This is a genomic window from Vibrio wakamikoensis, from assembly GCF_050337275.1.
GTDB classification, from domain to species: domain Bacteria; phylum Pseudomonadota; class Gammaproteobacteria; order Enterobacterales; family Vibrionaceae; genus Vibrio; species Vibrio chaetopteri.
Genome location: NZ_JAKJST010000022.1, coordinates 34684 through 52575 on the forward strand (window position 1 = coordinate 34684; position 17892 = coordinate 52575).

Genomic DNA, 17892 nt, shown 5'->3' on the forward strand with positions numbered 1-17892 from the left:
GATAGCAAGGCGTGCTCACTTGGAGATGTTACAAGTGAGCACGACGAGGGTTATTCTATGATAAGGCGAGCATTGAGTGCTTGTGTCGGTCTTGCATTCTCTCCCATGGTACTAGACAGACGTTTTAGCTGATTTTTAGGGATGAACTGAGGATCACGTAGTACCAACCAACGCACGCCTTCACTACACGGAGGGGTAGTCAGCGAACCGTTGTAGCGATAGTAGTCTTTTACGCGTGGCAAAAGGTTACCAAGGTTTACCTCTTTCTCCAGCGTGATGGTTTGCGCTTTTGCAGGCAGAGTGTTAACAATACTGTCTAGTTGCGCACTCTCTCGCTCACCTTCTCGATACATCACTGCTACCACCGCAAGTTGCCCTTTTTCGTTAGCATGAACAAAATGCGCTTCCAATGGTGCCGATTTACCGTTGATGGTGTTTTCGGAAGGCGTATGGAAGTGAAACTGTTTGAGCTCAAAGTCTTGATCGTCGATACGAAGGGTGTTCTTGCCGCTGACATTGACCTGAATCGTGTGGCCGTTGTTGATGATGTCTTTGACCTGCCCTTGATAGTCAAAAGCAAGGGGCTGTTTTTTGGCGCTGGTGAGTGTATTGGTTTCGATGTCAACGGGACTTTGGTTTTGTCCCTGTTCACAGGTTGCACTGATATTGCCCCATGTCGCCGGGCCATCCCCTTCACCGTACCCCCATTGTGCTGAATATGCAGGAGCGGTCATTGAGATCATAGTACCGATCGCCAATGTAAGTTTTATTGCTGTTTTCATAATTATCCTTAGTTTACTGACGTTTGCGGAAGCTTCCGCTTCCGAAGTCTAGATTAGGACAAAAACGATAAGATCAATCGATTGCATAATTAGTTTGCGATTTTCCTCGAAAAGCACTGAGGTCTTTTTCATTCATTTATCGACTTCGCGGTAGCGGTATCACAATCAAAAGGCGGTCGTTAGCGGCTTTGTGAAGCCGATAATGACATATCACGGTAAAACGAATACAATGCGGATGCAAATATTTCTCATTTGCAGTTACCATTGCCTGTATCAATCATAAGATGTTGATTAATTATGTTTTCACTTACACAAGCGAGCTACCGCATTGGGTCGCTTGAGATTCTATCGCCATTTTACTTGCAGTTTATCCCCGGAGAAGTCACCTCACTACTTGGACACAACGGTAGCGGTAAATCCAGTCTCATCAAGCTTCTTAGTCGTCAAAATCAAGTCGCTTCAGGAAGCGTAATGCTTGATGGAAAACCACTCGAACAATACTCCCCAAAAGAGTACGCGAAAAAAGTGGCTTATCTTCCCCAACACCCACCGATTACTGATGGTGTCACGGTTCGTGAGCTGGTTATGTTCGGCCGCTATCCCTGGAAAGGTGTGCTTGGTCGCTACAACAAAGAAGACCATCAGTTGGTTGATGAAGCGATTGAAAGAGTTGGGTTGACTGCCTTTACCGAGCGCTTTGTGAGTACCTTGTCTGGAGGTGAGCGTCAAAGAGCATGGGTGGCGATGCTACTTGCTCAGCAGAGCGAGTGTATCTTGCTTGATGAACCTACTTCAGCGCTAGATGTTGCTCATCAGTATGAGTTGCTCAAGCTGATACGAGAACTCAATAAGAGCCTAAAGCTGACGGTGATTATGGTGATACATGATGTCAACATGGCTGCCCGATTTAGTGACAGATTGGTCGCACTTAAAAGTGGAAAAATTGTTGTTGATGGGTCACCAGATAATGTCATGAACGAAGCGTCATTGACGGAAATCTATGGAATGCCACTCTCGACGTTCAAAGATCCAAACACCCAACAAATCATTAGCTACGTTAGATAACTTATTAAAGGATTATTATCGTGTTTACTCAATTTCGAATCGCCCATGTGACGGTCGCATTAGTGACTCTGTTGGCCTCTTTCTCATCAACCGCTGTGTTGGCTAAGAGCTATCAGCATGAGCTTGGCACTATTGAAATCAATGAGCCACCTAAACGTGTAGTTGTACTGGATTGGGCGCTTGCTGAGTCTGTGCTTGCCTTAGGTGTCAATCCAATCGCATCAGCGGATGTTAAAGGTTATCAAGATTGGGTTGGGTCACCAAACATGCCTAGCGATGTTACTGATGTCGGTTCACGCAGAGAGCCAAACCTTGAGCTAATCGCGAGCCTAAAACCTGACCTGATTTTGATGAGTGGGCATTTGGCTCCTGCTTACGAAAAGCTAAACGCGATCGCTCCGACTCTAGTAATGAGTATTTACAATGACAAAAAGCAGCCATATGAGAATGCTAAGTCCTTGGTTAGCACGCTAGGTGAAGTTTTCGATAGGGAAGACCAAGCGCAGCAGCTTGTTGATGAGACGAGTCAGAAACTGAGCCAAAATGGTCAACAGGTAGCAAAAATGACCAACGGTAAGCCTTTTATTATGGTGCGCTTTATCGGAGACAAGCACGTTCGCGTCCACAGTACTGGTTCGCTGATGAATGACACTATCTCGGCTATGTCGCTAGATAATAGCTGGCAAGGGCCAACCAACAGCTGGGGTTTTTCGTCAGCAAGTGTGGAACAGCTTGCTCAATACCAAGACAGTAATGTGCTTATCTTCGGCTCATTATCGGATGCCGAGCAAGCACAATTAAATGGTTCACCTTTGTGGGCGGCCATGGCGTTTTCTCGAGAAAACAGAGTTAAGATCGTACCGAAAGTGTGGACGTTTGGCAGCTTGGTCGCGATGCAGCGATTAAGTGACGAAGTAGTAACACAGGTTTCAACATTGGGTAAGCAGTAGGTTTTTAATGCAGTTAACAGCCCACAGAGATACAGCGCCGTTTGGTAAAATGGCGCTGTTTGTTTTTGTCAGCGCGTTCGCACTTATTTGGCTTTTCCAAAATGCGGTGCCTTATCGTTTGTCTTTTAGTGAGTGGCAAACGTATTTCTTTAGTCGTGATGACAGCGACTATCGTCAGCTCATTTTACACTTCACCTTTTTTCCACGTCTGGGTATGGCACTGCTGTGTGGTGCAGCGCTGGCGATTGCGGGCTGCTTGATGCAGCATTTGTTGCAAAATCCACTTGCCTCACCAACAACGCTAGGCGTGGCGGCGGGTGCCGAACTGGGTATGACCACAAGTTTACTTGTGGGTGTGGTTGGCGGCAGTGTCATTCAATATGCTTACGCATTTGGTGGAGGCATGATTGCAGCAAGTCTCGTGTTCTTGCTTACTGCCAAAAGGGGGTTTGCACCTCTGCAGATGGTCTTAGCGGGTATGGTTGTCACTTTGTTTCTAGGGGCAACCAACATGATGCTAAACGAGCAGCAGCTCAGCAGTTTATTCGTTTGGGGCGCTGGCGCGCTTGCCCAACAAGGCTGGGATAACTCTGTTTTGTTGCTTTGGGGATTAGCTGCTGTGCTTGCTTTAGTTCTTTTGATGCTAAGGCCTTTGTCTGCATTAGAGCTAGGCAGTGAGGTTGCAGAATCGGCAGGGGTCAACGTGGCCAGAATTCGAGTTTTTGGTCTCGGACTTTCTGTTGTGATTACATCTATCGTAGTGGCGACAGTTGGCGTTATTGGCTTTGTCGGTTTAGTGGCTCCAACCATAGCCAAAATGCTGGGCGCAAGAAAATTTGTTCAACGCGTACTACTCAGTGGCGTGGTGGGCGCACTATTGCTGCTTACTGCCGATTTGATCATTCAGCCATTTTCAGGCGTGTCCAGTGAACTACTACCAACAGGCGCCATGACCGCTCTGTTTGGTGCACCTTGTCTGTTGTGGTTGTTAACCAAACAAAAGTTTGCTTCAAGCTTTAAAGCAGAAGAAGTGACAAACAAGGTCTACAACCCTAAACCTTTTGCTTCGGTAGTTTTGTGTTTGACTCTGTTATTGGCCATTGTGACAACCTTGGCTTTGCTGTTAGGCCGTACACAAATCGGTTGGGGTTTTAGCACAGATCTGAGCATTTTAGATCTGCGCACGCCTCGCGTTCTTGGAGCGATTTTTGCGGGGTGTGGACTCGCACTCGCTGGCACTATGGTTCAGCGAATCACAGTTAACCCGATGGCAAGCCCAGAAGTAATGGGGATCAGTTCGGGTGCTGCACTTGCTCTTGTCCTTTGCGCGTGGTTTGGCTTCACTCCAACGCGAATCGAACAGATCCTTTATGGTGGTGTAGGCGCGGCCTTGGTCATGATTGTGATTTTGCAGTTTAGCAAGCGGTCTAATTACGCGCCCTCGCAGTTACTTCTGACTGGTATTGCGGTAAGTGCAGCACTTGATGCCATTCTTCGAGTCGCACTATCGTCAGGTCAAGATAATGTGCAAGCGCTGCTAACTTGGTTATCGGGCTCGACGTATCTAGCCAGTTATAATGATGTCCTCGCCCTAGGGCTTGGTATTGTGGTATTTGGCGGTGCGACCTACGCAGCGAGCCGTTGGTTGGATATATTGAATCTGGGCCAAGTCTCTGCTGTTTCGGTTGGCGTCAATACGAAACAAACTCGTTTGTTTTTGTTAGTCATGGCATCTTTACTCACGGCACTTTCTACACTTGTCATAGGGCCGCTCAGCTTTGTCGGATTGTTGGCATCTCATATCGCGAGAGCGCTTGGGCAATACAATGCGAAGAATCAGTTATTGGTCGCGTGTTTAGTGGGTTCGATCTTAATGGTGAGTGCGGATTGGCTTGGACGGACGATTTGGTTTCCGTGGCAGTTTCCGGCTGGACTGATGGCCTCGGTAGTGGGCGGTGCTTACTTCCTTTTGTTATTGAGAAAAGGGAACTAAAAAATACTTTATCAATGTTTAGTTACGGCACTACGTTTATATCTACTCTGTGTAAATAGTGGCGTGTTTCAATCAACTATCAATTCCACTATTAAACTCCAACAAAAAAGGTCCAGTTGAAACTAGACCTTTTTAAAGCATTATCATTAGTTGCGACGTGGACCGTTGCGCACCATGTCTTTGCCATTTTCATAGACATCTTGAGATACCCAGCGACCGAGTAGCAGTTCGTGTTTGTCACTCAGTACCGCAACAAATGGACGACCGTCAGAGTTTGAGGTCGCTAATGCAATACCTGCCACGCCTTGCAAACCCAACGCGCCGCTTTCAACTAAGATCAGGAATTGCTCTAGTTGTTCTAATGTTTCAATTACTTCGTTGTCAATGTTCATCGTTTTCTATCGCTTGACTGATATCATTGGTGGCGTACTCTACCTAAGTTAAACAGAGAAACCAACAATAGGCATAAAAACCGATGAAAAAAGTACTGGTTACTGGCTTCGAACCATTTGGAGGTGATGAGGTTAACCCGTCACTAGAGATCATCAAGCGGCTCTCGGGCGTGATGATTGAAGGCGGAGAGATTGTCACTTGCCAAGTACCTGTGACTCGATATGAGTCGATCGACTGCGTGTTAAGTGCTATTGCCGAGCATCAGCCGAGTGTGGTGATAAACCTCGGAGTAGGGGCAGGACGAACTGCCATCACTCCTGAGCGTGTTGCGATCAATATTGATGATTTTCGTATTGTCGATAACGCGGGTAACCAACCTATAGATGAACCTATCGTAGCGCATGGTTCTAACGCTTACTTCTCAACCTTGCCCATCAAAGCCATTACTCAAGCTTTGCAGAATAACGGTATTGCTTGTGAAGTGTCTAATAGCGCCGGTACTTTCGTCTGCAATCATTTATTTTATGGACTGCAACATCATTTAACAGGGCAGCCGATTGCTCAAGGCTTCATCCATGTTCCTTTGATGAAACAAGCGGATGAACGAACTGCTTCCCCTTCGATGCTACTTGAGGACATGGTCAGGGGGATTATGCTTGCAGCAGAGGTTTGTTTGCAGGTTGAACAGGATATTAAATATGAGTCGGGTCAGATTTGTTAAACCCAACAATCTGATTGGGGTAAAGAGCATACGTCAGACGCTTTATAAACTTATTTTCACTGCCAATTAATAATTCGTATCCACAGTTGCTGCAGATATAATATTCTTTGACTCCTAAAAGCTTCATTACTCGAGTTCGTCTTTGACGTTGTAAGCGGACGCCATGTTCACACATGCTGTTACTCCATTTTATCATTGTAGTGTGATGTGGGTTCCAAAACTACTAGTGAAATGGAGCGTACTCAATACTGTCTCAGATGAGTATTTTGCTCTGTGATATCAAGTTAATAAATAATTACAAATTAGCATCCTGTTTATTTGGGGTTAGCTAAATCTCGCTTTGATATTAGCGTCTACTGCTGATCTTTGAGCCTTGCCATATAGTAGGTGGAGATATACTCGCCATCTCTAAATGCGGAACACAGAGCTTCCCCTTCGATATCAAAACCGTATTTTGAATAAAGAGCGATAGCGGCTTTGTTATCAGTGTTTACTTCAATATGTAGCCTGAGTAGGTTGAGCCAGTTATCTGCGAGATCTAACACAGTTTCGATCAACTGACTGCCTACTCCCATGCCGTGGTAGTCATCATGAACGGCAAGACCAAAGGTAGCACTGTGCTTCAGTCTTGGGCGCTGTGATTGAGTCAATGCGATATTGCCGACAATTTTGCCATCCAATTCTGCTACGTACGAATAGACTCCAACCGGGATATTGTTGAGTCGCTCTTGCCAGAACGCGAGGGTTGTGTGGGGTAAATGCAGTGTTTCCCGCATGGCTTTTGGTTGCAAAAAGAGGTCTCGCAAACCTTCAGCATCTTTTGGCTCAGTAGGTCGAATAGATACGTTCATCGACGGCTCCGCTATTGTCTTTATATGTGGGTATTGGGTATCGATGTTATTGGATACTTGATTATATAACTAATTGAATTTTCTTATTGTAGCAAGCGATTTATCGACGTAGGTGTGGTTAGTGTCGCGATTCGAAAGTAATGGACACTAAGGCATGATCTGAGCCCACATCATCGACACCAAACCTAGGGTTAACAATGTGCTTATCGGTAAGCTGATACTCGATGAGTTCGTACATTGAGTGCTCGTATTCAGGGACGAATTCACTAGAGACCAATATGTGGTCAATGCGCTGTCCTAATTCACCATAGTAGTGGCTGCGAGGTGGCTTGATAGCATCTTGATCTCGAACGGGTGTGCCCTGGGGTATCAGCTTCCAGCTGTCGTGGAAGTAATAGGGAGCGATTGCAGCGCGGGAATCACGTCTGCGATGGCGCTGATGTGCGCGAAAGGGAGCAAACTCATCAGCGTTGAGCACATTATTAAAGTCACCAAGCAAAATGAAAGGGCGCTTTGCTTCGCGTTTATGACCTACGATTTGAGCATGCAGTGATAGGGCTTCTTGCTGACGAAGTTGAGTGGAGAGTGCAGAGCCTGTTAGCTCTTTTAACCATTCAGTGACGTTGTCACCTGAGTCTTCACCCTCTATGGTCGCTCGCTTAGATTTTAAGTGTACGTTGATAAGATCAAAGTCGCCGAGTCCTTGGATCGATAAGGAGACATGCAGAGGTGGTCGACTAAATTCACCGCTAAATGGCTCGCATAGAGCAAGGTTGGCGTGCCTACTCATTGGAAAGCGTGAGGCAAACGCCAATGAAGGCTTGGAATAGATGTAATCGGCTTCAATCGCAGGGAGTTGGTTATACTCAAAGAATTCATAGCCAAGCTCTGCGGTGAGGGCACGCAGCGCTTCTATAGAAAACACTTCTTGAAAAGCTATGATGTCACTGCCTAGTTCACGCAATGTGTTCTTCAACCAAGTGGTTTTCTGCTGCCACTGCTTTTCGGAGTAAATGTTTTCCATCTCATAGAAAGCGAAGGGCGGCTCAACAAAATTACATAAGTTGCAGGTGGTGACTTTCAATGTATTTATTTGTGTCAAAGTATTAGACTCCTTTACAGCTTATGCCTGTCACATTGTTTCAGGTCGTCAGTGAGCATATAAGAATAACGCTTTCAAAGGAATCATCATGTCTCAAGCAAAAACCGAACCTGCTTGGCAAACGCCGCGGAACTTTCTCATTATTATATCGATTATAGTGCCCATCGCTTTTTCCAGTTGGATGGCACTGCTCAATAACTTTGTTATTGAAAAAGCTAACTTTGACGGCTCAGATATCGGACTGCTGCAGAGCGTACGTGAAATTCCTGGGTTTTTAGCGTTTACGACGGTCTTTGTCCTACTGTTCATTCGTGAGCAAAAATTCATGATCATATCGCTGCTACTGCTGACTACGGGCACCGCGATAACAGGCTTGTTCCCATCGGTGGCAGGGTTGCTCATTACGACACTGATCATGTCTACTGGCTTTCACTACTTTGAGACCCTTAAACAATCGCTTTCCTTACAATGGCTCAGCAAGGAAGAGGCGCCTGAGGTGTTGGGTAAGCTTATCTCAGTGGGCGCATTGGCCTCGCTTTTGACCTACGCAGGTCTTTGGGTGATGGTTGAGGTTTTCAAGCTCGACTACGTGTGGGTTTACGGTATTTCTGGCGGTGTTGGTTTTGTTTTGGTGCTGTTTATCGCTTTTGCATTCCCTCAATTTAAAACAGATACCCCTCAAACCAAGAAGCTTGTGCTTAGGAAGCGGTATTGGCTCTACTACGCCCTGACGTTTATGAGTGGTGCACGACGTCAGATTTTTACGGTATTCGCGGGCTTTTTGATGGTCGAGAAGTTTGGTTACAGCGTGTCGGATATCACCTTGCTGTTCTTGATTAATTATCTGTTTAACTTTTTATTCGCGAAAAAGATTGGCCGATTTATTGGTATCGTTGGTGAACGTAAGGCGCTGATGGTGGAGTACGTAGGACTGATTTTCGTGTTCGTAGGCTATGGCTTAGTACAAACCGCCGAATGGGCAGCCGCGCTGTATGTGATTGATCACCTGTTCTTTGCACTAGCGCTGGCTATCAAGACTTACTTCCAAAAGATTGCTGATCCGGCCGATATGGCCTCGACTGCTGGGGTGTCGTTTACGATTAACCACATTGCCGCGGTAGTGATTCCGGTGTCGTTTGGTTTTATTTGGCTGATTTCACCGTCGAGTGTGTTTTACATTGGAGCTGCAATGGCGGCTGTGTCGTTGGTGTTGTCGTTGAATATTCCGAAGAAGCCGGAAGAAGGGAATGAGGTTCGGGTTTTGAAGTGGGGTTGATGGTAACTGGTATATCATTTGCTGTGAGTTCAACGTTTTAGACCCCCTCTAGCTCCCCCTATATTAGGGGGAGAACAGTAGGCTCGTTCCTATCGTCACATCGCTCTATGTTTTAGGTGAGGCGACGCGCAGCGAGCCTGTTGCTCCTCCCCTTTATAAGGGGAGGCCGGGAGGGGTAAATTTCGATGAACTTAACAAAGTAAGCTCACTACATTTTAAACATCAAACCGATCCGCATTCATAACCTTGACCCAAGCAGAGACAAAGTCACAAACAAACTTCTCATTAGCATCATCACATGCATAGACTTCAGCCACTGCGCGAAGCTGTGAATTAGAGCCAAACACAAGATCAGCACGTTTCGCTTTCCATTTCTGACTGCCCGACGCACGGTCAAAGCCACCAAACTCAGTCGCGTCATCGTTGGTTGGACGCCATTCAGTGCCCATATCCGTCAAGTTAACGAAGAAGTCGTTGGTGAGTTGGCCTTTACGGTCAGTTAGAACGCCAAAGTCGCTGTCACCATAGTTTGCGCCTAGTACGCGCAGACCACCGATCAACACCGTCATTTCTGGAGCAGTTAGCGTTAGTAGTTGAGCTTTATCTAGCAGTAGCTCTTCTTCAGACACACTAAATGCTTTCTGACTGTAGTTTCTAAAGCCATCAACAAGTGGCTCAAGTACAGCAAATGATTCAGCATCAGTCTGAGATTCGAGTGCATCGGTACGACCTGCGGCAAATGGGACGTCTACTGAAATACCTGCGTCTTTCGCAGCCTTTTCGATGGCCGCGTTACCACCAAGAACGATAAGGTCTGCAATTGACACTGGCTTACCAAATTCAGCTTGAATACGCTCATAGATATCTAATACACGACTCAGCTGCTCTGGTTGGTTGACTTCCCAGTAGCGTTGAGGGGCGAGACGAATACGCGCACCGTTTGCGCCGCCGCGATAGTCAGAACCACGGAATGTCGATGCCGATGACCAAGCGGTGTAAACCAGTTCAGACACTGATAGTCCAGAAGCTATAATACTCGCTTTCAATGTCGCTGCATCTTCAGAGCTGATAGGCGCAGACGTTGAAGCTGGAACTGGATCTTGCCAGATCAAGTCTTCGCTAGGCACTTCTTCACCTAGGTAACGAGCTTTAGGTCCCATGTCGCGGTGGGTTAGTTTAAACCAAGCGCGAGCAAAGGCGTCGGCGAACTCATCTGGATTCCTGTGGAAGCGCTTAGAGATCTCACCGTAGATCGGATCCATACGCATCGCCATATCGGCGGTTGTCATCATAGTGGTAACGCGCTGAGAAGCGTCGTGTGCTTTTGGTGCCATGTGCTCTTCAGTGACACCCACTGGAACCCATTGCCAAGCGCCAGCTGGGCTCTTTACGAGATCCCAATCGTAGCCAAGCAACATATCGAAGTAGCCGTTATCCCACTGGATAGGGTTTGGTGTCCAAGCACCTTCAATACCACTGGTCGTAGTGTCGTCACCTTTACCGCTGCCGAAATCGTTACGCCAGCCAAAGCCCATTTCTTCCATTGGTGCTGCTTCTGGCTCTGGTCCCATCAGTTCAGGGTCGCCTGCACCGTGTGACTTACCGAAGGTATGACCGCCTGCTACTAGCGCAACTGTTTCCTCATCATTCATGCCCATACGAGCAAAGGTCTCACGAATGTCGCGGCCAGATGCGAGCACACTTGGATCGCCATTCGGGCCTTCTGGGTTTACATAGATAAGACCCATTTGTACCGCCGCAAGAGGATTTTCAAGTTCGCGGTCACCAGAGTAACGTTTGTCACCCAACCACTCGCTTTCCATACCCCAGTAAACGTCTTCTTCTGGTTCCCAAATGTCTTCGCGGCCGCCACCGAAACCAAAGGTTTTTAGACCCATGGATTCGATAGATACGTTGCCAGCAAGAATAAATAAATCAGCCCAAGAGAGGCTTTGGCCGTATTTTTTCTTCACTGGCCAAAGTAGACGGCGGGCTTTGTCTAGGTTGCCGTTATCAGGCCAGCTGTTAAGAGGTGCAAAGCGCTGGTTACCTGTATTACCGCCTCCGCGACCGTCAGCGGTACGGTAGGTACCGGCGGCGTGCCAAGCCATACGAATCATAAATGGACCGTAGTGATCGTAGTCGGCTGGCCACCAATCTTGAGAATCGGTCAGGATATGTTCAATGTCTTGTTTAACTTGCTTCAGATCGAGGTTTTTGAAGGCTTCCGCATAATTGAAGCTTTCGTGATGAGGATTTCCTTTACGATCGTTTTGATGAAGGATTTTCAGATTGAGTTGGTTTGGCCACCAATCCAAGTTTTGCGTACCACGACCACCAACACGAGTATTACCACCATGCATGACAGGACATTTGCCTTGAGACATATTCTTTTCGCTTTCCATATTCGACTCCAGTTTACGAACAACGCGATCCAAACGATGATTTCAGAATCATCCAAGTTAATGGGTGAGTTTCTGATAATCAGCGGGTTAATTGAACTCTATGTAACAGTAGTTGGAAATGATGGGGTTTGATCTAAATCAATTGTGAAATAAGATAACCTTTCATTTACATAGATTTACACAAAGTAACTTCTATGCGTAGGAATAAGCTTACCAATTAATGTGTTACAGAGATGATTGAGTTTGAAAATGCAAATAAAAAGGGATGCCTGCTGAGTGGCATCCCTTTTGGATTCTCATTGAATTTGCTAACGAGTGTTAAGCAACCACAATGAAGAATAGAGTAGTAACAACAATACCGATAAGCGCGTATGGGAACTGCGTCTTAGCGTGCTGCATCGCAGTACAGCCAGACCCTTGCGCAGAGAGTACCGTCGAATCACTGAAGAAGCATGAATGACTGCCCGCCGCTGAAGCTGATAGCATTGCAGCGATGGTCAGGTGCAATGGCACGCCCAACTGGTCTGCAAGTGGCAGAATTATAGGCATGGCAACAGCAAACGTACCCCAAGAAGAAGAAGAGGCAAATACTAGACCACCAGTGATGATGAAAATCAGTGCAGGAAAGTATTGTGCAGAGAGGTAAGGTGCAACTGATTCTATTACAAACTCGGTAAGTCCTAGGGAGTCATTTACGCTTTTTAGCATAAAGCCGCCTACAACTGTAGCGAGGGGAATGAGCATGACTTTTACACCATCAAAGACGGAATCAAATAGTTCGTTCATTGAGACGAGTCTTTGGAAGCCATATAGACAAAGTGTAAAGACAATCGCAACAGCTACGCCAGCAAGTAGGTCGATACCATAAAACCATGTAGCACCAACTAGCACAACCATCGGCATGATGAAGTTGATCAGGCCCATTACTGGTGATGTAGTCTGTGGCGCCTCTCCAGAGAACTCAATATCTTGAGCACCATCTGGTTTTACTTGACCATTTTGAGCACGCTCTTCAGCTTGCTTCATTGAACCAAGGTTAGGAATTTTATCTAGTGCAACTAAAATAACGATAGCAAGTGTAATCCAGCCATAAGCCATATAAGGAATTGCAGAAATATACGCCTCAATACCCGACCCTTCATCAGTTGCACCATTAGCTTCTAGCAGAGAGCTAAAGAAAATGGCCCATGTTGAAATTGGTACCAGAATACAGATTGGAGCTGCAGTTGAGTCAACAAGGTAGGCTAGCTTTTCACGAGAGATCTTATACCCGTCGGTAACCTTTTTCATTGATGAGGAAATCGCAATGGCGTTCAAGTAGTCATCAATAAAGATGATTAGGCCAAGAACGAAGGTCATAAGCATCGACTGTTTGCGGCTCTTCACCTTACTAACTAACATATTACTAAAGCTAAGAATACTGCCGCCTTTCTCGAGCATGGCAATGAGTCCACCCATTAATGCACAGACCAAAATGATCCATGCAATGGTCCCGTCCATCATGACATCCATTGAGATGCCGATAAACTTTTCTACAACTTGGGTTGGGTCAAGTAGTAAAACCCCTGCAATGGTCCCTGCTACAAGAGCCTCTACTGTCCTATGGGTTGTTAAGGCAAACACTAGCACGAGTGTCGTCGGCAATAGGCTAAGCCACCCGTACGCGTCCCCTTCTACGTGACTAAGACCTAAAGCGGTAAACCCAATTAATACGCTAGCTACAAGCGCGGTTACAAATAAGTGCTTATTCCCCGATTTCCTTGGTGGGGTTAGTACACCAGATTTCGTTGTCATAATTTCCTTCCTTTGGCTATGCAGAGTGAAGCATCCAGTCGATCTCAAGCGGGGTAATGATGCGCTCAAATTCGGCCAGTTCACTTTGTTTACAAGCGAGATACATATCAATAAAGTCCTGGGAGAAATACGTGCCTAACTCACTGTTATCCAGTTGCGTTAGGGCATCGGACATGCGTGTTGGCAGGTCGATGGCATTTTCACTTAGGGCTGGTGGACACTGTTCTTGGGTATAGTTATCACTCGCTAATACTGCTGAAAGTACTACGGCAGCGAGAATGTAAGGGTTAACATCCGCACCAGCGATGCGGTGTTCGATGCGACGGTTTTTACCATCGCTAATCGGTACGCGAAGCGCCACTCCTCGGTGGTTCTCACCCCAATCCGCACGTGTTGGTACATAAGCACCGGGTACAAATCGACGGTAAGAGTTCACGTTCGGGCAGAGTAGCGCCATTGCGTCCGGAATTTGGGATAACATCGCTGCCATTGTTTGGAAAAACAATGGACTTGCTGAGTCATCCTCATTATTAGTAAATAGGTTGTCGCCTTGCTCGTTGATGAGGCTGATGTGCATGTGTTGACCGTTCCCTGCTTCTTCGAGGAAAGGTTTCGCCATAAAGGTGGCATCAAAACCATGCTTGTGAGCGATTTGCTTGATTAGGCGTTTCGAAAAGACGATTTCATCGCAAACACGCAATACGTCTTTAGAGTGATTGAAGTTAATTTCAAACTGACCTGGTGCGGATTCAGAAAGTGCACCTGCAGTGTTTAGACCTTGGTCTGCTGCAGCGGCGTTCAGTTCTGATAGAAAGTCTGCATAGTCATCAAGGCCGTCGACATCATAAACCTCTGTGTCACGTTCTCTCTTATTCTTGGTTGGGTTGATAGCGGTTTGCAGCTCCCCATTCTCTCCGCGTACTTTATCGATCAGATAGAATTCAAGTTCTAGCGCCACGACCGGGAACTGATTTCGGCCGTGTAGGGTATCCACCATGCGTTCAACAATATTGCGGATGAATAGACGATGAGGTGTTTTGCCGTCATCTTCCATCATGGAAAGCAATACCTGACCCGTCCCGTCTTTCGCTGTTGGTAAGAGTGTTCCAGAAACAGGGAAGCAAAGGTTATCGGGTTCACCGAGGTCTTCACCCAATCCTGCTGATTCAACAACGGCGCCTTTGGTATCTAGAGTAATAGTAGAGAGGGGGAGGGCGACACCTTTCGCGAGCTTTTCAAGCGCGTCTACTGGGATGCGTTTGCCGCGAGGCGTGGCGTTCAGATCGGTAAATATAACGTCAACATACTGAATTTCTGGCCAGTTTTGTCGAAAATTTTTAACTTCCTGTAAATAGGTATCCATCTTTACTACTCCTAGTGACCCTGTCTGACTGGCGCTAATTGATGCGGTGTTTAACAAATTGAACACAATAACCATTAGCAAATGAGGGTTTTTGGCTGAATTGTAAGTTTAAATTATTGTTTTTATTGTATTTTGTTTAAGTTGGTGATTATTTTAACCGTGTTAAACGTTAACTAATTTGTAACAGTTGATCGGCTTTTGCTCAATATATCGAGCGAAATAAGTGCTTTTTTTGACCAAAATAGAGATCAAAATCACGCTTTGGAATCTATTTTGAACACTACTGTTGATAATTATGTACGTGGGTTGTACGGTTTTTGTTAAATAAATCGAACGTGGGTGTGACAATGTCTGAGATAAGAAAACCAATAATAGGACTCGTAAGCTGTAAGAAAGAGCTCGCTGGCTATCAAATACAGGCATTGAATGAGTTCTACCTGCAAGCGGTGAAAGATTTTGGCGGTACACCCATCATTCTGCCATCAGCTATAGAAGCGGATGAATTGGATAGAGTGTTGGCTGTGTGTGACGGGCTGCTGTTCCCAGGAAGTCACTCCAACGTAGCACCACACCGTTATAACGGTAGTCACGAAGAGAAAAAGAAAGATGAAGCACGTGATGAACTGTCTATTCAACTGATTCGTCGTGCAATTGATATGAACATTCCATGTTTGGGTATCTGTCGCGGCTTCCAAGAGATGAACGTGGCACTGGGTGGTAGCTTAGATCCGGCGGTACATGAGTCAGGCTATCAAGATCACCGTGAAAATGAGTCAAAAGACTTTGCTGAGAAATACGCACCCGCTCACCCGGTATTTGTAGAGGGTGACGGAGTCTTTAAACAGTGGTTGGCGAATGCCAAGTGGGAAGATACCAGTAAGTTTGACGTTAACACGCTTCACAACCAAGGCATTAAACAACTTGGATCAGTATTAAAAGTGGAAGCAAAAGCACCGGATGGTCTTATAGAAGCGTTTAGCTTGCCGGGGCAAAAATACTTTGTTGGCGTGCAGTGGCACCCAGAATGGGAAGCAAAACACAATCATTTCTCACAAATTTTGTTTAAAGAATTTATTATGTCAGCTTCCCAGTAATTTAGAGGCTGAATGCATGGACAACCACCAGATTGGTAAAAATATTGCTCAACTAAGAAAAGAGCGCGGACTTTCACAACGAGAACTGGCAGAGCGAGCGGGCATCACACATAGCGCTATCTCATCCATTGAAAATGCCAAAGTGAGTCCTTCGGTGAGTTCTCTGCAAAAAATAGTGAACGTTTTTACCTTGTCGCTTTCGGAGTTTTTTACTCTCGAGCAGCAAGAAAACAAAGAAGTAAAGGTTGTGATTAAGCCGGAAGACTTGATTGAAATTGGTAGCGAAACGGTATCAATGAAACTCGTCAACAATGGTAGCAACAAACAAGAAATTGGATTTTTGATAGAGGAATACGCTCCCCAAAGCACCACTGGAGCGTCCAATATTAAGCATGACGGAGAGGAAGTCGGCACCGTATTAAGCGGTGAAGTCGAACTAGAGTACAACGGTGAAACCTATCAGATTAAAGAAGGTGAATCTTATGTTATCGACACGACTATCCCACATAAATTTACTAATTACTCCGATAAGGCTTGCAGAATGATAAGTGCTCATACACCGAAAGCATTCTAGCGCCTTGAGGTAACCAAGGAGAGCGTATGAAAACGCAACAACAATGGATTGAACAACGAGAAGCGCAGGTGATTGAACAGCGCGCTTTTCTTAACGGCGAATATACAGCCGCTGTGGATGAGACGACACTTGAAGTGGTCAACCCTGCCACTGACGAGATCATCGCAAACATTGCTCGCTGCAAATCTGCCGACGTCGATCTTGCCGTTGAATACGCGAAACGAGCCTTTAAGAAAGGCGACTGGAGCCAAAGTTCTCCAGCACATAGAAAATCTGTACTAACCAAGTTTGCAGATCTTATTGATGAGAACGTTGAAGCGTTAGCCCTTCTTGAAACCCTTGATACAGGAAAACCTATTTCTCACAGTGTCTCAACCGACATCCCGGGCGCCGCTAAATCCATTCGTTGGTACGCAGAGGCTATCGACAAAGTATATGGTGAAGTTGCGCCAACCGAAAAAGACGTTCACGCGTTTGTTTCTCATCAAGCTATCGGTGTGGTAGCCGCTGTAGTTCCTTGGAACTTCCCTTTGTGGATTGGCTGTTGGAAACTCGGCCCTGCGCTAGCAGCAGGGAACAGCGTGATTCTGAAGCCCTCTGAAAAGTCTTCTTTGACGGCCATTTTCTTAGGCGAGCTTGCGAATGAAGCGGGGATCCCTGCGGGCGTCTTCCAAGTCATTACGGGCTTTGGGCATGAAGCGGGTGAAGCACTTGCTCGTCACAACGGGGTTGATTGTATTGCCTTTACAGGCTCAACACGTGTCGCTGGTCATCTTATGATCGCATCTGGTGAGACTAACTTGAAACGTGTTTGGGCAGAAGCGGGCGGCAAGAATGCCAACATCGTCTTTGAAGATTATGCCGATCTTGATGGTGCGGCCGCTGAAACGGCTGCTGGCTGTTTCTACAACCAAGGCGAAGTATGCGTGGCGGCCACTCGACTGCTAGTGCATGAAAGCATCAAAGATGCATTTGTCGACAAAGTGATTAGCGCTGCACAACGTTTCATGCCCAAAGATCCGATGGATCCGACTTCTTCAATGGGCGCACTGATTGACCGCGAGCACAAAGCCAAAGTATTGGATTACGTCAAACTTGGCGAGCAGGCAGGCGCGGTTGTGCGCTGTGGCGGCGATGTTGAAGGAAAAGGTGCGTTCGTCGAACCGATTATCCTAGACAATGTAGATAACCAAATGCGCGTTGCTCAAGAAGAAATTTTTGGCCCAGTGCTTTGCGTTATACCTTTCAAAACCGAACAAGAAGCCATTGCTATCGCCAACGACTCTCAATATGGTCTGGGCGCTGCGCTATGGAGTGACAACATCAATCGCGTACATCGAGTCGCTAAGCAATTAGAGGCGGGATCTGTGTGGGTGAACAACTACAACGAGGGCGATATGACCGTCCCATTCGGTGGATTCAAGATGAGTGGTAACGGACGCGACAAGTCCATCCATGCTATTGAAAAATTTACTGAAACCAAAACAACCTGGATTCGTCTTCACCGTTAAGACCGACGCTGTAATTAC

Annotated in this window: 15 protein-coding genes; 8 read left to right on the plus strand and 7 right to left on the minus strand. The window is 46.3% G+C overall.

Translation table 11 applies throughout. The annotated features are described in order from the left end of the window. Positions 1 to 50: 50 nt before the first annotated feature. A complete protein-coding gene (locus L4C42_RS13275; RefSeq protein ID WP_353499810.1) occupies positions 51 to 782 on the minus strand; it encodes a carbonic anhydrase in 732 nt (243 codons plus the stop codon). A 297-nt stretch (positions 783 to 1079) separates the two neighbouring features. On the opposite strand from L4C42_RS13275, the gene L4C42_RS13280 reads away from it, so the two are divergent. Genes L4C42_RS13280 through fhuB form a run of 3 tightly spaced genes read left to right on the plus strand, consistent with a single transcriptional unit; the run spans position 1080 to position 4790 of the window. Continuing rightward, positions 1080 to 1847, plus strand: a complete 768-nt coding sequence (locus L4C42_RS13280) for an ABC transporter ATP-binding protein (protein ID WP_418642780.1) — start codon at positions 1080 to 1082, stop codon at positions 1845 to 1847. A gap of 20 nt (positions 1848 to 1867) precedes the next feature. After that, the gene (locus tag L4C42_RS13285) at positions 1868 to 2797 is read left to right on the plus strand and encodes an ABC transporter substrate-binding protein (RefSeq protein WP_429760800.1); all 930 of its coding nucleotides are present in this window, start codon (positions 1868 to 1870) and stop codon (positions 2795 to 2797) included. Between the two features lie 7 nt (positions 2798 to 2804). Then, entirely contained in the window at positions 2805 to 4790 is a 1986-nt protein-coding gene (gene fhuB, locus L4C42_RS13290; RefSeq protein WP_429760802.1) for a Fe(3+)-hydroxamate ABC transporter permease FhuB, read from the plus strand. A gap of 146 nt (positions 4791 to 4936) precedes the next feature. On the opposite strand, the gene L4C42_RS13295 is transcribed toward fhuB, so the two are convergent. After that, on the minus strand, positions 4937 to 5182 hold the full coding sequence (locus tag L4C42_RS13295; RefSeq protein WP_042494996.1) for a hypothetical protein: 246 nt from the start codon (positions 5180 to 5182) through the stop codon (positions 4937 to 4939). 83 nt (positions 5183 to 5265) lie between these two features. On the opposite strand from L4C42_RS13295, the gene pcp reads away from it, so the two are divergent. Then, positions 5266 to 5904, plus strand: a complete 639-nt coding sequence (gene pcp / locus L4C42_RS13300; RefSeq protein ID WP_353499806.1) for a pyroglutamyl-peptidase I — start codon at positions 5266 to 5268, stop codon at positions 5902 to 5904. A 353-nt stretch (positions 5905 to 6257) separates the two neighbouring features. Here the strand turns inward: pcp and L4C42_RS13305 are convergent, their stop codons facing one another. Both L4C42_RS13305 and L4C42_RS13310 read right to left on the minus strand, forming a co-directional pair. Further along, complete coding sequence (locus L4C42_RS13305; protein WP_353499805.1) at positions 6258 to 6755, minus strand: GNAT family N-acetyltransferase; 498 nt, start codon at positions 6753 to 6755, stop codon at positions 6258 to 6260. 118 nt (positions 6756 to 6873) lie between these two features. Then, entirely contained in the window at positions 6874 to 7857 is a 984-nt protein-coding gene (locus tag L4C42_RS13310) for an endonuclease/exonuclease/phosphatase family protein (RefSeq protein ID WP_353499804.1), read from the minus strand. Between the two features lie 88 nt (positions 7858 to 7945). Between L4C42_RS13310 and L4C42_RS13315 the strand changes: the two genes are divergently transcribed. Beyond that, on the plus strand, positions 7946 to 9133 hold the full coding sequence (locus tag L4C42_RS13315) for an MFS transporter (RefSeq protein ID WP_353499803.1): 1188 nt from the start codon (positions 7946 to 7948) through the stop codon (positions 9131 to 9133). 215 nt (positions 9134 to 9348) lie between these two features. On the opposite strand, the gene katG is transcribed toward L4C42_RS13315, so the two are convergent. The 3 genes from katG to L4C42_RS13330 form a co-directional block, all read right to left on the minus strand. Beyond that, positions 9349 to 11538 (minus strand): catalase/peroxidase HPI, encoded by a 2190-nt coding sequence (katG, locus tag L4C42_RS13320; protein WP_418642783.1) that lies wholly within the window; start codon positions 11536 to 11538, stop codon positions 9349 to 9351. Positions 11539 to 11856: 318 nt separating this feature from the next. Then, positions 11857 to 13332: a Na+/H+ antiporter NhaC family protein gene (locus L4C42_RS13325; RefSeq protein WP_418642784.1), complete on the minus strand. Its 1476-nt coding sequence runs from the start codon at positions 13330 to 13332 to the stop codon at positions 11857 to 11859. A gap of 16 nt (positions 13333 to 13348) precedes the next feature. Beyond that, positions 13349 to 14695 carry a glutamine synthetase family protein gene (locus L4C42_RS13330; protein ID WP_429760806.1) on the minus strand — a complete coding sequence of 449 codons (1347 nt, stop codon included), beginning with the start codon at positions 14693 to 14695 and terminating at the stop codon, positions 13349 to 13351. Between the two features lie 347 nt (positions 14696 to 15042). On the opposite strand from L4C42_RS13330, the gene L4C42_RS13335 reads away from it, so the two are divergent. From L4C42_RS13335 to L4C42_RS13345, 3 genes are read left to right on the plus strand one after another with little or no spacing between them, the layout of a single operon-like run. Beyond that, positions 15043 to 15789 carry a gamma-glutamyl-gamma-aminobutyrate hydrolase family protein gene (locus L4C42_RS13335; protein ID WP_429760808.1) on the plus strand — a complete coding sequence of 249 codons (747 nt, stop codon included), beginning with the start codon at positions 15043 to 15045 and terminating at the stop codon, positions 15787 to 15789. A gap of 16 nt (positions 15790 to 15805) precedes the next feature. Continuing rightward, positions 15806 to 16363, plus strand: a complete 558-nt coding sequence (gene puuR, locus L4C42_RS13340; protein ID WP_429760810.1) for an HTH-type transcriptional regulator PuuR — start codon at positions 15806 to 15808, stop codon at positions 16361 to 16363. A 26-nt stretch (positions 16364 to 16389) separates the two neighbouring features. Next, the gene (locus L4C42_RS13345) at positions 16390 to 17874 is read left to right on the plus strand and encodes an aldehyde dehydrogenase (protein WP_429760812.1); all 1485 of its coding nucleotides are present in this window, start codon (positions 16390 to 16392) and stop codon (positions 17872 to 17874) included. Positions 17875 to 17892: the final 18 nt, after the last annotated feature.